Source organism: Streptomyces sp. LARHCF249 (assembly GCF_052871255.1).
Genome location: NZ_JBIXJQ010000011.1, coordinates 32,280 through 53,699 on the forward strand (window position 1 = coordinate 32,280; position 21,420 = coordinate 53,699).

22 protein-coding genes and 1 pseudogene are annotated in these 21,420 nt (G+C 71.3%); 12 read left to right on the top strand and 11 right to left on the bottom strand.

The genetic code is table 11. From position 1 onward, the window contains the following. Positions 1-9: 9 nt before the first annotated feature. A complete protein-coding gene (locus ACIPUC_RS28290) occupies positions 10-408 on the bottom strand; it encodes a TOBE domain-containing protein (protein ID WP_446593114.1) in 399 nt (132 codons plus the stop codon). 52 nt (positions 409-460) lie between these two features. Then, on the bottom strand, positions 461-1,738 hold the full coding sequence (locus tag ACIPUC_RS28295; RefSeq protein ID WP_446593115.1) for a M6 family metalloprotease domain-containing protein: 1,278 nt from the start codon (positions 1,736-1,738) through the stop codon (positions 461-463). A gap of 247 nt (positions 1,739-1,985) precedes the next feature. On the opposite strand from ACIPUC_RS28295, the gene ACIPUC_RS28300 reads away from it, so the two are divergent. From ACIPUC_RS28300 to ACIPUC_RS28310, 3 genes are all read left to right on the top strand, one after another. Further along, positions 1,986-2,768 carry a TetR/AcrR family transcriptional regulator gene (locus tag ACIPUC_RS28300; RefSeq protein WP_446593117.1) on the top strand — a complete coding sequence of 261 codons (783 nt, stop codon included), beginning with the start codon at positions 1,986-1,988 and terminating at the stop codon, positions 2,766-2,768. Between the two features lie 73 nt (positions 2,769-2,841). Next, complete coding sequence (locus ACIPUC_RS28305) at positions 2,842-4,380, top strand: MFS transporter (protein ID WP_446593119.1); 1,539 nt, start codon at positions 2,842-2,844, stop codon at positions 4,378-4,380. A gap of 154 nt (positions 4,381-4,534) precedes the next feature. Continuing rightward, positions 4,535-5,296, top strand: a complete 762-nt coding sequence (locus ACIPUC_RS28310) for a dioxygenase family protein (protein ID WP_446593374.1) — start codon at positions 4,535-4,537, stop codon at positions 5,294-5,296. Here ACIPUC_RS28310 and ACIPUC_RS28315 read toward each other — a convergent pair. Together ACIPUC_RS28315 and ACIPUC_RS28320 are read right to left on the bottom strand one after the other, a co-directional pair. Continuing rightward, positions 5,293-5,940 carry a Uma2 family endonuclease gene (locus tag ACIPUC_RS28315; RefSeq protein WP_446593120.1) on the bottom strand — a complete coding sequence of 216 codons (648 nt, stop codon included), beginning with the start codon at positions 5,938-5,940 and terminating at the stop codon, positions 5,293-5,295. The genes ACIPUC_RS28310 and ACIPUC_RS28315 overlap by 4 nt on opposite strands. Positions 5,941-6,070: 130 nt before the next feature. Then, positions 6,071-6,206: pseudogene (locus ACIPUC_RS28320) on the bottom strand (GNAT family N-acetyltransferase); the annotation flags it as partial. Between the two features lie 248 nt (positions 6,207-6,454). On the opposite strand from ACIPUC_RS28320, the gene ACIPUC_RS28325 reads away from it, so the two are divergent. Continuing rightward, a complete protein-coding gene (locus ACIPUC_RS28325) occupies positions 6,455-7,432 on the top strand; it encodes a sigma-70 family RNA polymerase sigma factor (RefSeq protein ID WP_446593122.1) in 978 nt (325 codons plus the stop codon). A gap of 67 nt (positions 7,433-7,499) precedes the next feature. Here ACIPUC_RS28325 and ACIPUC_RS28330 read toward each other — a convergent pair whose 3' ends face one another. Beyond that, positions 7,500-8,471 (bottom strand): helix-turn-helix transcriptional regulator, encoded by a 972-nt coding sequence (locus ACIPUC_RS28330; protein WP_446593124.1) that lies wholly within the window; start codon positions 8,469-8,471, stop codon positions 7,500-7,502. Between the two features lie 63 nt (positions 8,472-8,534). Between ACIPUC_RS28330 and ACIPUC_RS28335 the strand changes: the two genes are divergently transcribed. The 4 genes from ACIPUC_RS28335 (at position 8,535) to ACIPUC_RS28350 (ending at position 14,035) form a co-directional block, all read left to right on the top strand. Beyond that, positions 8,535-10,121, top strand: a complete 1,587-nt coding sequence (locus tag ACIPUC_RS28335; RefSeq protein WP_446593126.1) for an MFS transporter — start codon at positions 8,535-8,537, stop codon at positions 10,119-10,121. Positions 10,122-10,254: 133 nt separating this feature from the next. Next, positions 10,255-11,016, top strand: coding sequence for a DeoR/GlpR family DNA-binding transcription regulator (locus ACIPUC_RS28340; protein WP_446593128.1), 762 nt, complete (start codon positions 10,255-10,257; stop codon positions 11,014-11,016). Then, positions 11,013-11,963, top strand: coding sequence for a 1-phosphofructokinase (gene pfkB, locus ACIPUC_RS28345; protein WP_446593130.1), 951 nt, complete (start codon positions 11,013-11,015; stop codon positions 11,961-11,963). Before ACIPUC_RS28340 ends, pfkB begins: the two co-directional genes overlap by 4 nt. 20 nt (positions 11,964-11,983) lie before the next feature. Next, positions 11,984-14,035, top strand: coding sequence for a PTS fructose transporter subunit IIABC (locus ACIPUC_RS28350; protein ID WP_446593132.1), 2,052 nt, complete (start codon positions 11,984-11,986; stop codon positions 14,033-14,035). A gap of 3 nt (positions 14,036-14,038) precedes the next feature. Here the strand turns inward: ACIPUC_RS28350 and ACIPUC_RS28355 are convergent, their stop codons facing one another. Next, positions 14,039-14,809: a DUF6227 family protein gene (locus tag ACIPUC_RS28355; protein WP_446593134.1), complete on the bottom strand. Its 771-nt coding sequence runs from the start codon at positions 14,807-14,809 to the stop codon at positions 14,039-14,041. Positions 14,810-15,001: 192 nt separating this feature from the next. Between ACIPUC_RS28355 and ACIPUC_RS28360 the strand changes: the two genes are divergently transcribed. After that, positions 15,002-15,643: a vitamin K epoxide reductase family protein gene (locus ACIPUC_RS28360; RefSeq protein WP_446593136.1), complete on the top strand. Its 642-nt coding sequence runs from the start codon at positions 15,002-15,004 to the stop codon at positions 15,641-15,643. A gap of 92 nt (positions 15,644-15,735) precedes the next feature. Here ACIPUC_RS28360 and ACIPUC_RS28365 read toward each other — a convergent pair whose 3' ends face one another. Beyond that, complete coding sequence (locus tag ACIPUC_RS28365; protein ID WP_446593138.1) at positions 15,736-16,149, bottom strand: rodlin; 414 nt, start codon at positions 16,147-16,149, stop codon at positions 15,736-15,738. Positions 16,150-16,418: 269 nt separating this feature from the next. Between ACIPUC_RS28365 and ACIPUC_RS28370 the strand changes: the two genes are divergently transcribed. Together ACIPUC_RS28370 and ACIPUC_RS28375 are read left to right on the top strand one after the other, a co-directional pair. After that, positions 16,419-16,877 carry a hypothetical protein gene (locus ACIPUC_RS28370; RefSeq protein WP_446593140.1) on the top strand — a complete coding sequence of 153 codons (459 nt, stop codon included), beginning with the start codon at positions 16,419-16,421 and terminating at the stop codon, positions 16,875-16,877. A 142-nt stretch (positions 16,878-17,019) separates the two neighbouring features. Continuing rightward, positions 17,020-17,259 carry a chaplin gene (locus tag ACIPUC_RS28375; RefSeq protein WP_446593142.1) on the top strand — a complete coding sequence of 80 codons (240 nt, stop codon included), beginning with the start codon at positions 17,020-17,022 and terminating at the stop codon, positions 17,257-17,259. Between the two features lie 68 nt (positions 17,260-17,327). Here ACIPUC_RS28375 and ACIPUC_RS28380 read toward each other — a convergent pair whose 3' ends face one another. From ACIPUC_RS28380 to ACIPUC_RS28395, 4 genes are all read right to left on the bottom strand, one after another. Then, positions 17,328-17,672 (bottom strand): hypothetical protein, encoded by a 345-nt coding sequence (locus ACIPUC_RS28380; RefSeq protein ID WP_446593144.1) that lies wholly within the window; start codon positions 17,670-17,672, stop codon positions 17,328-17,330. A gap of 180 nt (positions 17,673-17,852) precedes the next feature. After that, positions 17,853-19,022: a chaplin gene (locus ACIPUC_RS28385; RefSeq protein ID WP_446593145.1), complete on the bottom strand. Its 1,170-nt coding sequence runs from the start codon at positions 19,020-19,022 to the stop codon at positions 17,853-17,855. Positions 19,023-19,143: 121 nt separating this feature from the next. Continuing rightward, complete coding sequence (locus ACIPUC_RS28390; RefSeq protein WP_446593146.1) at positions 19,144-19,377, bottom strand: chaplin; 234 nt, start codon at positions 19,375-19,377, stop codon at positions 19,144-19,146. 218 nt (positions 19,378-19,595) lie between these two features. Beyond that, on the bottom strand, positions 19,596-20,006 hold the full coding sequence (locus tag ACIPUC_RS28395) for a rodlin (RefSeq protein ID WP_446593148.1): 411 nt from the start codon (positions 20,004-20,006) through the stop codon (positions 19,596-19,598). A 231-nt stretch (positions 20,007-20,237) separates the two neighbouring features. On the opposite strand from ACIPUC_RS28395, the gene ACIPUC_RS28400 reads away from it, so the two are divergent. Continuing rightward, the gene (locus tag ACIPUC_RS28400) at positions 20,238-21,419 is read left to right on the top strand and encodes a DUF3344 domain-containing protein (RefSeq protein WP_446593150.1); all 1,182 of its coding nucleotides are present in this window, start codon (positions 20,238-20,240) and stop codon (positions 21,417-21,419) included. Position 21,420 lies beyond the last annotated feature (1 nt).

Consider the following 21,420-nt stretch of genomic DNA (forward strand, 5'->3'; position numbering starts at 1 on the left):
CTGACCCGCTCAGCCGCGGTCGATGTGCACACTGGTCGACTTCACCCGGGCGGTGGCCCGCATGCCGACCTCCAGCCCCAGTTCCTCGACGGCCTCCCGGGTCAGCAGGGACACCACGCGGTGCGGTCCGGCCTGCACCTCGACCTGGGCCGCGACGTCGCCGAGCTTGATCCCGGTCACGATGCCGGGGAAGGCGTTGCGCGCCGAGGTGTACGGGGCGTCCGAGTCCTCGGCGGAGGCGGCCTCCTGAGCGGCCTCCACGCAGAACGCCGCCAGGTCGGGACCGTCGACGATGCGGCGCTTGCCGTCCCGGCGGGTGGGAAAGCGGTCGGCGTCCGCCCACCGGCGGGCGGTGTCGACGCTCACGCCCAGCAGCCGCGCGGCCTGTCCGATGGTGTAGGACTCCATGCGGCCCACCCTAGGGCCTGCCCTTCGGATCGGGCCGGTCCGGTCCGGAACGTCAGGGCCGGATGATCCGCACCTGGTAGCTGCCGTTGCGCAGTTCGCCCACCACCGAGACGCTGATGCCCGCCTTCTCGTCGGTGAACGTCTCGCCCGGGCGGAACGGCGCGTCCGACAGCTCCGCGTGCACGTTGGGCCGCCGGGTGCAGCCGCCGCTCGAGGTCGCGCTGTCCGACACCGTCACCGGACCGCGCCCGGTGTCCACGTCGGAGTCCACCTTGTAGACGAGGACGCCGGGTTTGCAGACGGCCTCGTCGTTCCCGGCCTGCGTGCGGACCTCCACCGCGTACCCGGCGGTCTCGGACAGCGGGATGAACGCCAGCTTCGTCCCGCCCGAGACCGCCAGCGGCGACAGGACGTGGTCGCTGGCGCCGGACTTCGACGCGCAGCTGATCTGCGTGCTGTCCAGCCAGCCCAGCTTCCACTTGTGCCAGCCCAGCAGGTCGTTGTTGGAGCCCCAGTCCTCGCTCATGATGTCCCAGTGCCCCACGGCGCCCCCGCCGTCGGAGGTGTACAGGTCGGGCAGCCCGAAGACGTGCCCGTTCTCGTGCGGGAGCACCCGGTAGCCGGTCTCCCGGTAGGTGCCGGAGCCGTCGTCCTGGCGGCTGTAGACGAAGGACGTGTTGGCGAGCGGCACGCCGTCGGCGACCGGCGCCTCGCCGTTGCCCGAGAAGGTCACCGACAGGACGGTGTCCAGGGCGGACGGCCCGGCGTTCGGCGTCACCAGGATGTTGACCAGGTCGTAGGTGCTGAAGTCCACCTCGGAATCGGCGGCCTTCGCGATGTGCTCGACGAGCTGCCGGTAGCCCGGTTCGTACGCGGACCCGCGCTCGATCCCGTACGCCGCGAAGGGCATCGGCATCCGCAGCCAGGTCCTTATCGGGGCCTCGGCCCGGTAGCTGAGCCGACCGTAGGAGCTGGTCCGGAACCAGTTGGACGTCTGGGGGAAGAACTCCGCCAGCCGGTCCATGGCCGTGCCCTCGCCCTTGGCGTCGGGGAAGTCGATCATCAGGTTGAGCGCCTTGACCTCGCCGGTCGAGCGCGCGTACCCGGGCGGCGTCGGCAGGCCCTCGGACATCTGCACGCCCATCGTGCCGGCGATCCGGCAGGGCGCGAGAGCGGATTCGGCGGTCGTGGCCACGGGCCCGGCCGCCGAGTGGCTGCGGCCGGATATCCCCGTGCTCGCCGTCGCGGTGACGCCGAGGGCCAGTGCGGTCAGGCCGATGTACAGGCCGGTACGGCGTGATCTGCGTATCCGCCGGCGGGTCTGCGGCATGGAGATCGCCTTCGGGTCCGCGGCAGCCGGCCCTGTCCGGACTGCGCTCTGTTCGTCACCCTCCGACGGCTGCGGCGCGCCCGCGCGCCGGGAGAGGCCGAACGTGAAGCGGTGCGTGACTCAGGTCACACGGAGGGGTGAAATAACCGGGGAGCGGATCCCCGTTTGTACGTGAGTCCCGCGAAGTGGGGACCGGCTCCCCGTTTGGACGGGCGCCGTACGTGTCACCGCGCCAGGGAGGCCCGGAATGAAGCGCCCCAGCACCACCGCCCCGGCGGCCCTGCCCGTCAAGGGAGCGGCCGTGGGCCTGGCGGCGCCCGAGGCCGCGGCCGCTACCGCGCCGCACGCGCCCCATGCGGCACACCCGGCGCACGCGTGTCAGGGGTCTCCGGGCCCGGGCTCGGGCCCCGTCCCGCGCCCGCGCGCCGACGCCGTCCGCAACCGCGAGCGGATCCTGGCGGCGGCCCGCGAGGCGTTCGTCGAGTTCGGCTCCACGGCCGCCTTCGACGAGGTCGCCCGCCGGGCGGGCATCGGAAACGCCACCCTGTACCGGCACTTCCCCGACCGCCCCACCCTCGTCCACCACGTCGTGCTCTACGTGATGGGCCGGGTCAGCGCCCAGGCCGAGGCCGCGCTCGCCGAAGAGCCCGACGCCTTCGCCGCGCTGTGCCGGTTCACGCACGCCGCCGCCGACGAGCGGATCGGGGCCCTGTGCACCATGCTCGACGGCGACTTCGACCTCGAGCACCCCGAACTCCTCGAGGTGCGCGACGCATTGGAAGCCGGCGTCGAGGCCCTGCTGGCGACCGGTCAGGACGCCGGACTGGTCCGCACGGACATCGGCGTCGGCGACCTGATGGTCGCCCTCTCGCAGCTCAGCCGCCCCCTGCCCGGCACCGCCTGCCTCGACACCGACCGCTTCGTCCACCGCCATCTCCAGCTCTTCCTCGACGGGTTGAGGGCCCCGGCCCGCTCCGAACTGCCCGGCTCGGCCGCCACGTTCGAAGACTTGAGGCAGAAAACCATGTGACACGCCCAGAACTCCCTCAATAGGCTTTACCGGTCGATTCCAGTCATTCCGCACAGTGAAATCGGGTACACCCATGCCAAAAACAGCCGCGACACCGCAGCTGGCCGCCGACCCCAGCCGCTGGAAGGCGCTCATCTTCATAGCCCTGGCGCAGCTGATGGTCGTCCTCGACGCGACGATCGTGAACATCGCCCTCCCCTCCGCCCAGACCGACCTCGGCATCTCCGACGGCAACCGCCAATGGGTCATCACCGCGTACGCGCTGGCCTTTGGCGGACTGCTCCTCTTCGGCGGCCGCATCGCCGACAAGTGGGGCCGTAAGAACGCCTTCGTCGTCGGCCTCATCGGCTTCGCCCTGGCCTCCGCGCTCGGCGGCGCCGCGACCGGCGAGGCCATGATGCTGGGCGCCCGCGCCCTCCAGGGCGCCTTCGGCGCACTCCTCGCCCCGGCGGCACTCTCCCTGCTCGCGGTGATGTTCACCGACGCCAAGGAGCGCGCCAAGGCCTTCGGCATCTACGGTGCCATCGCGGGCGGCGGCGGCGCCGTCGGCCTGATCCTCGGCGGCGTCCTCACCGAGTACCTCAACTGGCGCTGGACCTTCTTCGTCAACATCCCGTTCGCGATCATCGCGGCCGTGGGTGCCTGGCTGGTCATCCGCGAGTCCGCCGGCTCCCGCAACCGCGCGCCGCTCGACATCCCCGGCGTGGTGCTGTCCACCCTCGGACTCGTCTCGCTGGTGTACGGCTTCACCCGCGCCGAGTCCGCCGGCTGGTCGGACGGCGTCACCGTGGGCATGTTCATCGCCTCGGCGGTGCTGCTGGCGGCGTTCGTCTTCGTCGAGTCCAAGGTGAAGTCCCCGCTGCTGCCGCTGCGCGTCCTGCTGGAGCGCAACCGCGGAGGCGTCTACCTCTCGCTCGGCCTGGCCGTCATCTCGATGTTCGGCCTGTTCCTCTTCCTCACCTACTACCTCCAGGTCGTGAAGGGCTACTCGCCCGTCATGACCGGCTTCGCCTTCCTGCCGATGATCGCGGGCATGATCACGGGCTCCACGCAGATCGGCGCCCGGCTGATGACCCGGGTCGCGCCGCGCCTGCTGATGGGGCCGGGCTTCCTGCTCGCCGCCACCGGCATGCTGCTGCTGACCCAGCTCGAGGTCGGGTCCTCGTACCCGGCGCTGATCCTGCCGGCGCAGCTGCTGCTCGGCCTGGGCATGGGCACGGCGTTCATGCCGGCCATGTCCCTGGCCACGCACGGGGTGAACCCGGCCGACGCCGGCGTCGCCTCCGCCATGGTCAACACCTCGCAGCAGGTCGGCGGCGCCATCGGTACCGCGCTGCTGAACACCATCGCCGCCTCGGCGACGACGGCGTACCTGACCGACCACGCGGCCGAGGCCGCTGCGGGCGGCGCGGCGGGCAAGCTGATCCAGGCCCAGGCCATGGTCGAGGGCTACTCCTCCGCGATCTGGTGGGCCGTCGGCATCCTGGTCGCCAGCTCGGTCCTCGCGCTGACCCTCATCAACACCGGCCGTCCCGGCGCGGGCGGCCCGGTGGCCTCCGGTTCCGGCTCGGCCGAGGACACCGAGGTCAAGGTTCCGGTGATCGCCCACTGACGGGGGCGACGGCGGGAGTACCCGACCCGGAATGACTGACCACCCCGCTTGGTTCAAATTTGAATCAAGCGGGGTTAGTCTTTTTGGGCGACCCCGTACGGAGGAGCCGATACCGACGACCGAGGAGCGCCCCGTGACCCCCGCCCCGACCCGCATGCCGGCGCTCTACCTCAGCCACGGAGCGCCCCCGCTCGCGGACGACCCGGTCTGGCCGGGCGAGCTGGCCGCATGGTCCGCGGAGCTGCCCCGCCCCACCGCCATCCTGATGGTCTCGGCCCACTGGGAGGAGGCCCCGCTCGCCCTCGGCGCCACCCGGCAGGTCCCGCTCGTCTACGACTTCTGGGGCTTCCCCGAGCACTACTACCAGGTCCGCTACGAAGCTCCGAGCGCTCCGCGGCTCGCCGAGTCGGTCCGCAAGCTGCTCCGGGCACCCGGCACGCCCGTCCAGGACATACCGGACCGCGGGCTGGACCACGGCGCGTACGTCCCGCTGGTGGAGATGTTCCCGGAGGCCGACGTCCCGGTCCTCCAGGTCTCCATGCCGACGCTGGACCCGCGCCGCCTGATGGACATCGGCCGCAAGCTGGCGCCCCTGCGCGACGAGGGCGTCCTGATCGTGGGCAGCGGCTTCTTCACCCACAATCTGGCCGCCCTGCGCCACGCGGGCGTGCCCGCCTGGTCGGCGGAGTTCGACGCGTGGGGCCACGAGGCCCTGGCGGCGGGCGACGTGGACTCCTTGCTCGACTTCGAGGCGAAGTCCCCCTCGGGCCGCCTCGCCCACCCCCGTACGGAACACTTCGCCCCGCTCTTCGTCACCCTCGGCGCGGCGGAGGCCTCCGGCGACCTCACCGCCCGCCGCGACGCGGTGGACGGCTTCTGGATGGGCCTCTCGAAGCGATCCCTCCAGTTCGGCTAGGACGGGGCCCGCAGCGCCCCCGTGATCGCCTCGCCGATCACGAACCCCTTGGCGGGCCCTTCGGGTACGACCACCTCGGTCCCGTAGGGCATCCGCACCTCGGAGGCGTACCGCGCCTCTCCGGGCACGGGTCCGCTCAGCATGCTGACGGTGCCGTGCCCGTCGTAGTCGTCGATGATCACGTACACGGGGATCCCGGCCCGGGCGTACGCCCGGCGCTTGCGTTCGCGGTCGCGCTCGAGGGATTCCTTCCCGGGTGACACCACTTCCGCGATGAGCTGGACCGCGGAGGCATCGATTCCCAGACCGTCCTCGGTGACGTGCTCCTCGGCGTCTTCCAAGGCGATGAAGACGTCCGGGATCCAGACCTTGCGCTTGTGGATGACGTTCATGTCCTGGCGGGCGCGGAACTCGCTCTGTGCGAGGAAGGCGACCAACTCGTCCCTCAGGCGATTGGCGATCCGACCGTGTGAGTAGCGACCCGTGGGTGACACCTCGATGAACCCCTCGACGATCTCGGCGTGGTAGCCCTCGGGGAGTTCCATGGCTTTCCATGCCTGCCACAGGACGTCGTCCAGGTCCGACGGGGAAGTCGCGACCTTCGGCATTACGGCCTCCAGCGTCTCGTGGGCGAGAGCGGTCATGTGCAGCACCTCCTCTGAGTGTGGGCGTCGCCGACCGGGCGGCACAAGCGACTCTCCGACGCTAGGGAGGCGGCGTCCCATGCCGCGGGAATATGCAGCGACCTCACCCGGACGGGGGGTGGCCCAGCCGTTTCCGGTGAAATGGGCTGCTTGTCGCGTATCCAGCGGTTCGATCGCCCGTCCAGGCAACCAGAAGCCGGTGCGGGCCGTCTTCAGGGTGGGAGTGCAGCCAGGGGTCGGAGCTGTTCCGGAGTCAAGACGTCCGTGGAGGTCCGCCTCCCGGTCCGGGCCTGACCTGCACTTCTTCGTCCTGCGACACCCTGCCCCCTCTCGTGGCGGCGCAGGATACTGCAAGATCTCGAAAAAGAGGGGGCGGCGTGGGAATTCTGTCCCGATTCCAGTCGTTGTTTCCTTCGGAAGCGGGCACTCGGGAGAGTGTCCGGGGATGCACCGCCCCGCCAGGGCGGCCGTCCGGCAGCCGCACCGCGACCGAACTCATCGCAAGGGAGCACGCATGGCAACCCGCGCCGTCGCCCGTCGTCAGTCCACGAGCAGCGCCCGCGCTGTGGGCGGGGAGATCGCAGACCGCGACCTGGTCGGCATGTACCTGGACGAGATCGCGCGCACCCCGCTGCTCGACGCGGCAAAGGAAGTGGAGCTCTCCCAGATCATCGAGGCGGGCGTGTACGCCCAGCAGATCCTCGACGGAGTCATAGAGCGCGAGGACGCCACTCCGTCCCGCGAGGAGCTCGAGGCGCTGGCCGCCGAGGGCGAGCGGGCCAAGGAAGTCTTCATCCGCTCCAACCTGCGCCTCGTCGTGGCCGTCGCCCGCCGCTACCCGCGCAGCGGCCTGCCGCTCCTCGACCTCATCCAGGAGGGCAACGCCGGCCTGGTCCGCGCGGTCGAGAAGTTCGACTACGCCAAGGGCTTCAAGTTCTCCACGTACGCCACGTGGTGGATCCGCCAGGCCATCACCCGCTCCATCGCCGACCAGTCCCGCACCATCCGCCTCCCCGTCCACCTGGTCGAAGAGCTCGGCCGGATCCGCCGAGTCCAGCGCGAGTTCAACCGCGAGCACGGCCGGGAGCCGGAGCACGCCGAGATCGCCGCAGAGCTGGACTCGACGGAGAAGCGCGTGGGCGACGTACTGGACTGGGCGCGCGACCCGGTCAGCCTCAACATGTCCGTGGACGACGACGGCGACACGCAGTTCGGCGACCTCCTCGAGGACACGTCCGCCATCTCGCCGGAGCAGTCCGTCCTCTCGCTGCTGCGCAGCGAGGAGCTGGAGGACCTGCTCGGCAAGCTCGACCAGCGCACCGCGTCGATCATCAAGATGCGGTACGGCATCGACGACGGCCGCGAGCGCACCCTGACCGAGGTCGGCAAGCAGCACGGCCTGACCCGCGAGCGGATCCGCCAGATCGAGAAGCACGCGCTGCTCGAACTGAAGCGGATGGCCCGTGACACCGGCTTCGACGCCGTGGCCTAGGCAGGCCCGCAGCCGAGCCCCCCTGACGAGCCCCGGCACCTATCCCCCCCCAGGTGCCGGGGCTCCCTCATGCCCGGGCCAGCCGCTCGGCCAGCGCGTGCGCCGCCGCCGAGAGCGCCGCCGGGGCCTGCACCGTGAACGGCAGTCCCGTGAGCGCCAGCCGCGCCACCAGCCACTCCGGAGCGTCCCCGCTGTCGAAGCGGACCCGCGTGCCGTCGTCGACAGCGCCGTCATCGACAGCGCCGCCGCCGTCCGCGTCGGCGACGGCGGCCTCCCGCAGCCACTCCGGCAGCTCCGCCGGGCCCGCCGCGAAGGTGACCTCCACGGCGTACGTCTGCCGGCCCCGCAGTCCCCTGCGGACGAACTCCCGCGCGTCCATGGGCAGTTCCCGCGGCGCGAACCGGGCCCCGGTCGCGAAGGCCTCACCCACCCGGTCCACCCGGAAGGTCCGCCAGTCCCCGCGCTCCAGGTCGTACGCGACCAGGTACCAGCGGCTCCCCGCGCTCACCAGCCGGTACGGCTCCACCAGCCGCCGCGACCGGGCGCCGTCCCCCGCCTCGTACGCGAACCGCAGCCGCTCCGGCCCCGCCACCGCCGAGGCGATCGTCGTCAGCGTCCCCGGGTCCACGCTCGGCCCGTCGCCCCGGGTCAGTGCGACCGTGGCCGACTGCAGCGCGCCCACCCGGTGCCGCAGCCGCGACGGAAGCACCTGCTCCAGCTTGGCCAGGGCCCGTACGGAGGCCTCCTCCACCCCCTCGATCGCATGCCCGGCGCCCGCCCGCAGCCCCACCGCGATGGCCACCGCCTCCTCGTCGTCGAGCAGCAGCGGCGGCATCGCCGCCCCCGCCACCAGCCGGTATCCGCCCTCCGCCCCCAGCGTGGCCTCGACCGGATAGCCGAGCTCGCGCAGTCGCTCGATGTCGCGCCGGATCGTGCGGGGGCTCACCCGCAGCCGCTCCGCGAGCTCGCTCCCGGGCCATTCGCGCGGGGTCTGGAGGAGGGACAGCAGGGAGAGCAGCCGTGCCGGGGTGTCGGTCATGCATTCAAGGTTGCCAGCGAAATAGGTCACAGACTGACCTAGACCCCGTCTAGGTTTCTCTCCATGAGCACCGAGACGTCCCAGACATCGCCCGAAAGAGAGAACGGGCCCCTACGAGAAGAAGCCAGTTCGCCCGCCGACCGCCGCCGCTGGCTGGCGCTCGCCATCGTGATGACCGCGACCTTCATGGACCTGGTCGACGTCACGATCGTCAACATCGCGATACCCAGCATGCGCCAGCACCTCGGCGCGTCCACCAGCGCGATCCAGTGGATCACCGCCGGCTACGCCCTCGCCTTCGCCGCCGGCCTGATCACCGGCGGCCGTCTCGGTGACATCTACGGCCGCAAGCGCGTCTTCCTCATCGGCATCAGCGGTTTCACGGTCGCCTCGCTGCTCTGCGGCATCGCCGAGAACCCCTCGATGCTCGTCGCCTCCCGCATCCTGCAGGGCGGCATGGCCGCCATGATGGTCCCGCAGGTGCTGGCGATCATCCACGTCAGCTTCCCGCCGCACGAGCGCGGCAAGGTCTTCGGCATGTTCGGTGCCGTCGTCGGCCTCGGCGCCGTCTCCGGCCCGCTGCTCGGCGCGCTGCTCACCGAGTGGAACCTGTTCGGTCTCGAATGGCGCCCGATCTTCCTGATCAACCTGCCGGTCGGCATCGCGGCCGTGATCCTGGGCCGGATGTTCATAGCCGAGTCCAAGGCCCCCAAGGCCCTGCGCCTGGACCTCGTCGGCGTGGTCCTCGCGACCCTCGCCCTGGTCATGCTGATCTTCCCGCTCACCCAGGGCCGCGAGAACGACTGGCCGATGTGGGGCTTCGCCTGCATGATCGCGTCGCCGTTCGTCTTCGGCGCGTTCATCGCCTACGAGAAGTACAAGGTCAAGAAGGACGGCTCGCCGCTCGTCGAGCTCTCCCTCTTCAAGGTCAAGAGCTTCTCCGGCGGTATCGCCGTCCAGCTCACCTTCGGCATAGCGACCGGCATCTTCTTCCTGGTCTGGACGCTGTACATGCAGATGGGCCTGGGCTGGGGGGCCCTGCGGGCCGGCCTCACCGGCATCCCCTTCTCCCTGGCCGTCTCGGGCGCCGCGGGCATCTCGGTCGGCAAGCTCGTGCCGCGCTTCGGCCGCAAGGTGCTCCAGGCCGGTGCGCTGATCATGGCCTCCGGTCTGCTCCTCTACATCTGGGAGTCCGAGCACTACGGCATGGAGATCGCCGCCTGGCAGATGGCCGCCCCGCTGATCCTCATGGGCATCGGCATGGGCCTGATCGTGGCTCCGCTCAACGACACGACGCTGTCCGAGGTGCCGCGCGAGCACGCGGGCTCCGCCTCCGGTCTGATCAACACCACCGGCCAGATGGGCAACGCGCTGGGTCTCGCCCTGACCTCCGTCGTCTTCTTCGGGCTGATCGACGACGACATGGTGTTCGGGACGCCGTACGTCGAGGCCTTCCGCGGCGCGCTGTGGTGGGTCGCGGCCGTCCTGGTCGTGATCTTCGCGGTGATGTTCATGCTGCCGCGCAAGCCGGTCCCCATGGAGCAGCGCGAGGGCGGCTCCGAGCACCCTGCCACGGTTGCGGAGAACGGCCCGGGGAAAACCCGGGCGAAGGCCTCCGAGGACACCCCGGAGAAGGTCCCGGCCGTCTGAGGCCCTCCGACCCCTTTCACGGACATGCCCGCCTTTGTTGGCGGGCATGTCCGTTTCTCTTTGTTCTGGCTCCGATCGGGCGTACTGTATGGGCTAACCCACGCAGTCGGGCATTGAACGGACGTAAATCCACATGTACGCACCGGAGCGCCAGCAGGAGATCCTCCGCCTCGCCCGCGAGGCGGGCCGGGTCGACGTGCTTTCCCTCGCCGATCGGTTCCAGGTCACCGCCGAGACCGTACGACGCGACCTGAAGGCCCTCGACCGGGCCGGCCTGGTCCGCCGCGTGCACGGCGGGGCCATCCCGGCCGGCCGCCTCGACTTCGAACCGGACCTCACCGAGCGCGAGGCCACGGCCGCCGACGAGAAGGACCGCATCGCGGCCGCCGCCCTCGCCGAACTCCCCGACGGCGGCAGTGTCGTCCTCGACGCCGGCAGTACGGTCGCCCGCCTCGCGGCGGCCGTCCCCGTCGACATCGCGCTCACCGTGGTCACCCACGCGCTGCCCGTCGCCGCCCGCCTGGCCGACCACACCGGCATCGACCTCCACCTCGTCGGCGGCCGCGTCCGCCACCGCACCCGCGCCGCCGTCGACGCGTGGGCGCTGCGCGCGTACGCCGAGATCCGCGCCGACGTCCTCTTCCTCGCGACCAACGGGTTCACGGCTGACGGCGGGCTCACCACCCCCGACCTCGCCGAGGCCGCCGTCAAGCGCGCCGCGGTGGCCGCCGCACGCCGCGTGGTCCTCCTCGCCGACTCGGCGAAGGCCGGACAGGAGCACTTCGCGTGCTTCGGCTCCTTCGCGGACGTCGACCTGCTCATCACGGACACGGGGCTCGACCCCGCCCACAAGGCGGCGATCGAGGCCGCCGGTACGGAAGTTGTGCTCGTATGATCCTCACCGTCACCCCCAACCCCTCCCTGGACCGGACGTACGAGGTCCCCTCGCTGGAGCGCGGCGAGGTACTGCGCGCCACCGGCGACCGGGTCGACCCCGGGGGCAAGGGCGTCAACGTCTCCCGGGCGGTGTCCGCGGCGGGCGTCCGCACGACGGCGGTCCTCCCGCTCGGCGGAGCCCCGGGCACCCTGCTCGCCGCACTCCTCGTGGCGCAGGGCGTGGACGTCACCGCCGTCACGATCGCCGGCGAGACCCGCGCGAACATCTCGCTCGCCGAACCGGACGGCACCCTCACCAAGATCAACGCGGCCGGCCCGGAGCTCACGCCCACGGAGTCCGCCCTCCTCCTGGACACGGTCCGCACCTGCTCCGGCACCGCCTCCTGGATCGCCTGCTGCGGCAGTCTCCCGCAGGGCCTGAGCCCCGAGTGGTACGCCGACCTCGTGGCCCGCGCCCACGAAGCGGGCGCCCGGATCGCCCTGGACACCTCGGGCCCGGCCCTGCTGGCGGCGCTGCCCGCCCGCCCCGACGTGATCAAGCCCAATGCTCAGGAGCTCGCCGAAGCCGTCGGCCGGCCGCTGTCCACCCTCGGCGACGTCGTCAAGGCGGCCGAGGAGCTGCGCTCCCTGGGCGCGGGCGCCGTCCTGGCCTCCCTCGGCGCCGACGGCCAGCTGCTGGTCTCCGCGGAGGGCGCCCACTACGGCACCGCGCCGGCCCCGGCGGTCCGCAGCAACGTCGGTGCGGGCGACGCCTCCCTGGCCGGCTTCCTGATCGCGGGAGGCAGCGGCCGCGAAGCCCTCGCCTCGGCCCTGGCCCACGGCGCGGCCGCGGTCCAGCTGCCCGGCAGTGCCATGCCGACCCCCGCGGACCTGCGCCCCGACGCGGTCCGCATCACCCAGGACCTCCCCCTGGACCTCCCCCTGTCCGAACCCGCCACGGCCTGACGCGAGCAAAGGAGCCCGCGATGAGCGAGATGATCACCCCCGAACTGGTCGACCTCGACCTGTCCGCCGAGTCGAAGGAAGCGGCGGCGCGTGCGCTGGCGGTACGCATGGTGTTGAGCGGCCGGGTCACGGACCTGGACGGGTTCCTGGCGGACGTCGCGGCGCGCGAGGCCCAGATGCCGACCGGCCTGGAGGGCGGCATAGGCATCCCGCACTGCCGCAGCGCCCACGTCACGGCCCCCACCCTCGCCTTCGGCCGCTCCCCGGCCGGCATCGACTTCGGCGCCCCCGACGGCCCCGCGGACCTGATCTTCCTCATCGCCGCCCCCGCCGGCGCCGATGACGCCCACCTGTCGATCCTGTCCTCGCTGGCCCGCCGCCTGATGCGGCCGGAGTTCGCAACAGCCCTCCGCGCGGCCGCCACCCCCGCCGAGGCCGCACGTCTCGTGTCCGGCGAATCGGCTCCCGCGGCCGGTGCGGTGGCGGCAATACCCTCGGTGGACCGGGGCTCCGCCCCGGACCCCGCGCCTCAAACTCCCCCAGCTACCGCTGGGAGGGGCCCCCAGGCGGGGCCGGATGTGGCGGATGCCGCCCGCGAAGTGTTCCGCGTCGTCGCGGTGACGTCCTGCCCGACCGGGATCGCGCACACCTACATGGCCGCCGAGGCCCTCACGCAGGCCGCGGCCGAGGCCGGGATCGCGATCAGCGTCGAGACCCAGGGCTCCGCCGGATTCACCCGCCTGGCCCCAGAGGCCATCGCAGCCGCCGACGCCGTCGTCTTCGCCCACGACGTCCCCGTACGGGACCGGGCCCGCTTCGCGGGGAAGCCCACCGTCGACGTCGGCGTGAAGGCCGGTGTCAACCGCCCCGCCGAACTCCTCGCCGAGGCCCGCGACAAGGCCGCCCGCGGCGAGGTCGCCGACCACACCCCGACCCCCGTCGAACGCACCGGAGAGGAGGCCGACGGCTACGGGGCGAAGCTCCGCACCTGGCTCATGTCCGGGGTCAGCTACATGGTCCCCTTCGTCGCCGCCGGCGGACTGCTCATCGCCCTCGCCTTCGCCATCGGCGGGTACGAGATCAACACCGCCCCCTCCGTCGCCGAGCACTTCGCCTGGACCGAGGCCGCCAGTTGGGCCGCGCTCCTGTTCCAGACCGGCGGCCTCGCCTTCGGCTTCCTCGTACCGGTCCTCGCCGGATACATCGCCTACGGCATGGCCGACCGCCCCGGCCTCGTCCCCGGCTTCGTCGGCGGCGCGGTCGCCCTCACCATCGACGCCGGCTTCCTCGGCGGCCTGATCGCCGGCCTCCTCGCCGGCGGCACCGTCCTGGCCGTCCAGCGCGTGCGGATCCCCGCCGCACTGCGCGGCATCATGCCGGTCGTCGTGCTGCCGCTGATCGGCTCGGCCGTCACCGCGTTCCTGATGTTCCTGGTCGTCGGCAAGCCCGTCGCCTCGCTCCAACAGGCCCTCACCCAGTGGCTGTCAGGCCTCTCCGGCGCCAACGCGATCATCCTCGGCGTCATCCTCGGCCTGATGATGTGCTTCGACCTCGGCGGCCCGCTCAACAAGGTCGCGTACGCCTTCGCCATCGGCGGCCTCGCCACCCCCAACGAGGGCAGTCTGAAGGTCATGGCCGCCGTGATGGCCGCCGGAATGGTCCCGCCGCTCGCGATGGCCCTGGCCACCACCGTCCGCAGCCGGCTCTTCTCCAAGACCGAGCGGGACAACGGCAAGGCGGCCTGGTTCCTCGGCGCCTCCTTCATCAGCGAGGGCGCCATTCCGTTCGCCGCGGCCGACCCGCTGCGCGTCATCCCCGCCTCGATGGCGGGCGGCGCGGTCACCGGCGGCCTGTCGATGCTGTTCGAGTGCACCCTGCGGGCCCCGCACGGCGGCATCTTCGTGATCCCGCTGATCGGAAACCCGCTGCTCTACCTGATCGCCATCGCCGCCGGCACCGCAACCACCGCCGGCCTGGTCATCCTCCTCAAGGGCATGCGCCGCACCGCCGGGCCCGAGCAGCCCCAGGCTGCCGAGCCGGCCGACCCGCGAACGGTCACGGCCGCGGCCTGAGCGTCAGCGAACCCGCGCGCGGAGCTCCATCGCTCCGCGCGCGGCCGCCTCGCTCTCGTACACCTCGCACATGTGCCGCCCGTCCGGCGTCGCCGTGTGCTCGACCTCCCACAGGCTGACCTCCTCCCCGTCCAGCAGGACGAAGGCGTGCTCGTACAGGCTGAAGCCGGCCTCCCGCCCGCCCGTCGGGCCGTGCCGCCCGCCGAAGGACTGCGTGATCTGGTGTGCGTACGCCGACCGCAGCCGCGCCGCCACCCCCTCGCCGGGCCGGTCCGCGTTCTCCGCGCGGCGCAGCACCCGCCGGGCGTGGTCGGCGGACTGCTCCACCGCGTACTCCCGGTGCGGCCGCGCCGACGCGGAGGCCGCGAACAGCGCGGTCAGTACCGCCACGTCGTCATCGGGCTCCTCGTCGCCCGGCAGGAGCGTCGGGTCGAGGGCCGCCTCGGACGGGGATTCGCCGAACAGCCGGGCCACGGCCAGGCAGGTCTCCGCCTTGCTCGCGAAGAGCTCGTGCCGGATCGTCCGGTCGCCCTCCTGCCGGTACACCAGCTCCCACAGCGACACCGAACCGCCGTCGGCCAGTAGGTAGGTGTGCCGGTGGGTCTCCCGCCAGACGCCCGCCGCCGGGCTGTGGTGGGTGGTGTAGAGCGAAGAGCTGTGGGCGAGCGCCGTGCCGAGGCGCTCGACCAGCCGGTCGGGCAGGTCGAAGGAGTTCAGGGCGCGGCCGAGGAGCCGGCCGAGGTGTGCCTCGGTTGTCTCGTACGGATCGCTCACGGTGGGTCTCCAGGCCGTCGCAGCTTGTCACTTTGCGGAAGCTCAACGTAACCCCTGGCTCTGACATCACGTCCGGGGTTCGGTAAAACGTCCGGGAAGCATCGGGGGTTCCCGCCACACCTTCAGGTCAACTTGCGTACGGATGGGCATGGTTAGGCCCTCTCTGTGGTGAAGCGCGGGACTATGGGCCACATGGCAACGAATACAGTGGGCGTCCCCCGCCAGCAGGGGCAGCCCCGCACTCGACACGAGAGCGAACAGGGCGCCGCGCCACGAGGGCCGGCCTGGCTGCTGGTCCTCACCGGGGCGGCCGGGGTGCTGGCCTCCTGGGTCATCACCCTGGACAAGTTCCTCCTGTTGGAGGACCCCGACTTCAAGCCCGCCTGCAGCCTCAACCCCGTGGTCTCCTGCGGCAGCGTGATGGAGAGCGACCAGGCGGCCGCCTTCGGCTTCCCCAACCCGATGCTGGGGCTGGTGGCTTACGCCGTCGTGGTGTGCGTCGGCGCGGGACTGCTGGCCGGCGCGCGCTACCGCGGCTGGTTCTGGCTGGGTCTGAACGCCGGAACCCTCTTCGGTGTCGGCTTCTGCTCCTGGCTGATGGTCCAGTCGCTGTACGAGATCAACGCGCTGTGCCTGTGGTGCTGTCTGGCCTGGGTGGCGACCCTGCTGATGTTCTGGGCCGTCACCGCGCACAACTCCCGTACGGGGATCCTTCCGTCGCCCGGCCCGGTCCGCGGCTTCTTCGCCGAGTTCGGCTGGGCCCCGCCCGCCCTGCACATCGGGGTGATCGCCATGCTCGTCCTCACCCGGTGGTGGGACTTCTGGACCGGCTGACGCCGATGTCGCGGCACGCGCGCGAGGGCCCCGGCAGCTGGAGGCTGCCGGGGCCCTCGTTGCTTCGCTCCACGGGCACCGGGCCCCGGAGATCAGCTGTTGGCGGAGAGGTTGCCCGAGAGGATCGGGATGTTGCTGAGGATGTGCGAGAGGGACTCGTCGCCCTTGGCCTGGGTGGAGTTCTCGGTGCACTGCTGGTTCATCGGGTTCGACAGGACGTTGATGTCCTGGACGCCGATGTTGGCGATGATCGCCAGCAGGGACTCCGCGTTGACCTTCGCCGGCAGGCCGATGCAGGGCTTGTTCAGCGTGCCCTGGACCAGGCCGAGCTGCGGGCTCTGGTCGCCGTGGGTCTTCTGGTTGCCGTAGATCTGCTGCGCGCCGTTGCCGTTGACGGTGTTGACCCCGTTGTCGTTGCCGATGGCCATGGCCGGGGCCGCGGCAGCAGCGCCCGCGCCGACCGCGGCGGCGGTGACGACGGCGGCGGTCATGATCTTCTTGAACATCTTGATCCTTCTGTCGCACGAGTGCCCGCTGATGGAGCGCCCTGGTCAACTGCCCTGCCCGGGGCTTGGTTCCGCTGCTTCACTCAAACGGCCCGTGCGCCGGGAGGTTTTCCCCGGCCCGGGTGAGGGGGCCCCGGACGCCTGCGCGAAGCCCGTACGCAGCGCGCAGTCGGCCCGCCTCCGGTTGCGCTCGGTGAAAGGTGTTCGCACGGTGGGTGAGGGAGCGGATCGCTCCGGTCCGTATCCGCGCGACCACCAAAGGAACTTCCATGCACCCCACGAAGCCGTCCCGCGCCCGCCGCGCCCGTCTCCTCGTCCCGTCGGCCCTCGCCGTCGTCATACTGTCCGGCGCGGCGGCCCCCGCGGGCGCCGTGGACAGTGACCGCGCGGCCGCCCGGCAGCAGTTCGACACGACGGGGCAGCGCGCAGCGGCCGCCGGTCCGATCGACGACCTCATCAACGGGCTCCTCGAGACCATCAAGGGCCTCCTGCCGCCGGGCGTCAGCCTGCCGGACATCAAGATCCCGGAAATCAAGCTCCCCGAGATCAAGCTGCCGGAGATCAAGCTGCCGGAGCTCCCGGGGGTCGAGCTCCCGGAGATTCCGGGCGTGGAGCTGCCGCCGCTCACCCCGCCGACGCTGCCGGACCCGGCGGCTCCGGTGGAGATCGTGCCGGAGCTCCCCGAAGTCGAGATCCCGGAGATCCCGGAGATCCCGGACCTTCCGTAACGTCCGAAGCCGTTCGTGGTTACGACTATTGAGCTGAACAGGTCTGATCGCGGATGAAACCGTGTCGTCGGGGAAGGTGGACCGTTTCGCTCGATGTGAGCCCCGGATCGGGGCAGAACATCGAACAGAAGGTGCACTTCCCATGAACTCTGCCAAGAAGGCCGCCCTGGTCCTGGCCACCGCCGGTCTCGCTGCGGCTGGTGCCGCCGGCTCCGCCGTCGCCGACTCGTCGGCCGAGGGCGCGGCCGTGGGTTCCCCCGGTGTCCTCTCGGGCAACCTGGTCCAGGTCCCGGTCCACGTGCCGGTCAACGTCTGCGGCAACACCGTGAACATCATCGCGCTGCTGAACCCCGCGTTCGGCAACGTCTGCGTCAACGACTGACACCGGTCGTAGAACGACTGTGGGCGCCCCGGCCTCGCCGGTGGCGCCCACAGTCACGTACGGACCGCTCAGCGGGCGCCGCCGTTGAGCTGTACGCCGCCGAGGAGCGGGGACGCCTGGGTGGCGCCGTTCGCGAGGCCGAGCAGCTGGCCGGGCACGTTGTTGCGGACCTCGTTGACCCTCTGGACGGTGCCCAGGACGGTGTTGACGTGCTCGCCCTGTTCGGCCAGACCGGCGCCGACGATCTGCGGGAGCTGCTCGGAGACCGGGTTCACGGCCTCCGTCACCGTCGTCGCCCCGCTCGTCAGGCTCATGGGCACCTCGGACGGGGCGTCGGCCGCGAAGGCGGGGGCGGCGGCGCCGAGGGCGGCTACGGAGCCGGCGACGACAGCGGCGACCTTCGTGAGCTTCATTATCGAAATCCTCATTCTTTTCGTGGGCAGAGGCGTCAGCGGCGACCGGTCGCGCCGCTTTCGCCATGCGTAACGATTCCCCGCCGATCCGGAAACGCGGAGCACGGGTACATGACAGCGGCCGGAGAATCCGACAAGGGATTCTCCGGCCGATATTTCTTCCGATTACCGGTATTGCCGTCAGGCGATACGGGACCGCCGGTACAGAATGGCGCCGCCGAGGATCAGTGCCGAGGCGAGGACCGCCGCGGCCGCGGGCTGTCCCGCGCCGGTCTCGGCCAGCATGGGCGCGGTCACCTGCGCGGGAGCGGGGGCCGGTGCGGGTGCGGGAACCGGGGCGGGAGCGGCTGCCGGGGGCAGGTGGACGGGAGCGTCGCCTGCGGGGGCGGCCGGGGGCTGGTCGGCCGGCCGGGCCACCTCCGGTGCCGGGTGCTCCACGGGCCGGCTTCCGTGCGGCGGCCCGGGCGCGGGCGCCTCCTCCACGACGGGGGCGGGCGCGGGAAGCGGTGCGGGCGCCTCCTCGACCGGGGCGGGAAGCGGTGCGGGCGCCTCCTCGACCGGGGCCGGGAGCGGTGCCGGAGCCTCCTCGGGGACGGGCTCGGGCCCGGGAGCGGGGGCGGGCAGCGGCTGCGGGGCCTCGTCGACCGGCGCGGGCGCGGGCGCCTCGGGACTCGGGGCGGGCGCCTCCTCGACCGGGGCCGGGGCCGGAGCGGGCAGCGGGGCCGGGTGCTCCGCGACGGGCTCGGGCATCGGGTGGGGCCGCTCGGGCGCCGGGGGCGCGTGGTGCACCGGCGGGGGCGGAGCGGACTCGGGGTGGTCGTCGCACTCCTCCTCGCCCTCCACTGCGCCCGGGCCGCCGTAGGCGCCTTCGTGACGCGGCTCCTCCTGGCGCGGCTTCGCGTGCCTCGGCCCCGCGTGGCGGGGTTCCCCGTGCCGGGGCTGCTCGTAGCGCGGCGACTCCTGGCGCTGCTCCGGCACCGCGTGCCGCGGTCCCCGGGGCTCCTCGCGCTCCTCGAGGTAGCGCTCGAAGGCCTGGGCGTTCTCGGGGCTGAGGTAGCGCCCGTAGTCGTAGCCGTCGTCCGTGTGCGAGCCGGTCGTGGTGACGCAGGTGTTCCCCATCGCAGGGTTGAGCGCCGCACCCCCGTCCACGCTGTTGCCGCACACGTTGGGCGCGAAGGTGACCGGTACCGAGACGCTGTTGCCGGCCAGCACACCCGGAGAGTGCGAGGCCTCGGCCGTCGCTCCCGGATGCGCGTAGGCCGCGCCGGTCGCGATCGACAGCAGACTCGACGCCGCCGCCGCCGTGAGCATCCCCTTGCCCAGTACCTGTCGGCTCAGTACCTGTCGCATGGGTCCTTCCCTGTCTACCGGCCTTGGTGCCGGTGCTGAATCGAAGGTGGCCCCGGAGTGCACCGCCGTGCACTCCGAGGCCACCCCGAGGAGGTTTGCCCGTGTGGGCCGGGCCGCTTCGTCAGTGGTTGATGCAGACGTTGCCGAACGCGGGGTTCAGCAGGCCGATCACGTTGACGCTGTTGCCGCAGAGGTTGATCGGGATGTGGATCGGCACCTGGACGTTGTTGCCCGACAGGACGCCGGGGGAACCCACTGCCGCGCCGGAGGCGTCGGCGTCGGCCAGGGCGGGTGAGGCGGCACCGGCTGCCATCAGGGCCCCGGCGGCCAGCACCACTGCCTTCTTGTGCTTCATTTTCTTTTTGATCCTTCCCGCAGAGGCGTATCCACTGCCGAAATAACAACGAGTGATCCGGGCAAAAGAAACCGCATGTTTTTCGTGGTCCTCCGGAATTCATCCCGATGCTCCGGGGAATTCGGGAAGCGCGTCGAAGGCGTGCCGCCATTCGCGCATTCACGCGGCGAGGCCGCCGCGACCCGTAGGTGCGACGGCCTCGCTGGGGCGTCCCTCGGTCAGCTGCCGGAGGAGACGTTGCCGGAGAGGACCGGGATGTTGTCCAGGATGTGCGAGAGCGGCTCGTCGCCCTTGGCCTGGGTGGAGTTCTCGGTGCACTGCTGGTTCATCGGGTTGGACAGGACCGGGATGTCCTGGACGCCGACGTTCACCAGAGCCAGCAGCGACTGGACGTTGGCCTTGGCGGGCAGGGCGATGCAGGGCTTGTTGAAGGAGCCCTGGATCAGCGCCATCTGCGGGCTCATGTTGCCGTAGGTGGCCTGGTTCCCGTAGATCTGCGCAGCGCCGTTGCCGTTCACGGTGTTGATGCCGTTGTCGTTCCCGATGGCCATCGCCTGCGGCGCCATGGCGGCGCCCATGCCCGCGACCGAGGCCGCAACCGCTGCCGTGGCCATCATCTTCTTGATCATTGTCGTCCCTTTTTTGCAGGATTGCCCGGTGCTGGAGTACCTGGGTCAACGGCCCGGCCCCCGGCGGGGTTGCGTGACTTCACCCGGATGCCGCCGTTTCGGGCCGCGAGGTTGACGTTCGGACGTGCCCGGGTTCCGCCATTTCGGTTCGAACAATGGTGCAAGCGATAACGACCCGCCCACTTCCAGGGTGCGTGTTATCGCCCAAAAGGCCGTACGAGCGAGTCCGACGTGATTTCCAGCCCGATTTCTGACAAAGTTCACTCCTGTTTTGTCCCCTTGATCGAAAATGGAGACGGGGTCATGGGTTCCTCCCGCAGAATCCTCGGCACGCTCGTTCTGCTGTCCGGCCTCACACTTTCCGCGTTCGTTACCGCTGCGCAGGCGGCCCCCGCTCCAGACGTCCCCGCTCCCCGGGAGATGCCCAGGATTCCGTTCACCCAGCGTTACCATGCCGTGCAGCACGGCGGGCTGGTACGGGCCTCCAACTCCGGCATCAGCTGCCGCCGGGAGGAGTCCCCGCAGGCCGAGCCCTGCGCCGAGGTCAAGCGGGGGGCGGCCGGGGTCAACGGCGACTTCGAGATGTTCTACAGCGAGGTCGACAAGGACCCGGACACCTACAACTCCACCCGCGCCGAGCTCAAGGTCCCGCAGGGCGCGAAGGTCTCGTACGCCCGCCTGTACTGGGGCGGGAACCTGCGGGTGGGCGAGCAGAAGCCCCCGGAGGACAACGGCCGGGTGCTGGTCGCCGAGCCGGGCGGCGCGTACAAGGAGGTCCTGGCCGACACGGTGATCGGCCACCGTACGGACGCCGGCAGCGACGCCTACCAGGCCTCGGCCGACGTGACGCCGCTGGTGCGCGAGGGCGGCACCGGGATGTGGACGGTGGCGCAGCTCAACATCGCCATGGGCCACTCCGAGGCGGGGGCCTGGGGCGGCTGGACGCTGGTCGTCGCGTACGAGCACCCGCAGGAGCCGGTGCGCCGGATCTCGCTGTGGGACGGGTTCGAGTCGCTCGCCGCCCGTCCGGGCACCGGCGACGGGCTCATCGCGATGGACGGTCTGGACGTGCCGGCCGGCGCCTCCGGGCGGGTCGGGGTGGTCGCGTACGACGGGGACCGGGGCACCTTGGAGGACTCACTCACCGTGACCGCGGACAGCGGCCGCCGGGTGAGTCTCAGCGATCCGGAAAATCCTTTTAATGATGTTATGAATTCCACGATCACGGAATTCGGACAGCAAACGTTCGTGCGCCAGCCTGATTATGTGAACAATCTCGGCTATGACGCGGACGTGTTCGACCTGAGTCCCGCCCTGTCCGGTGGTGCCCGCAGTCTGAGCTTCAGGTTCACGGGCGAAAGTCAGGGTCATTTCCTCGGTGTGCTCTTCGTTCAGACAGACGCGCGCCGCTGAA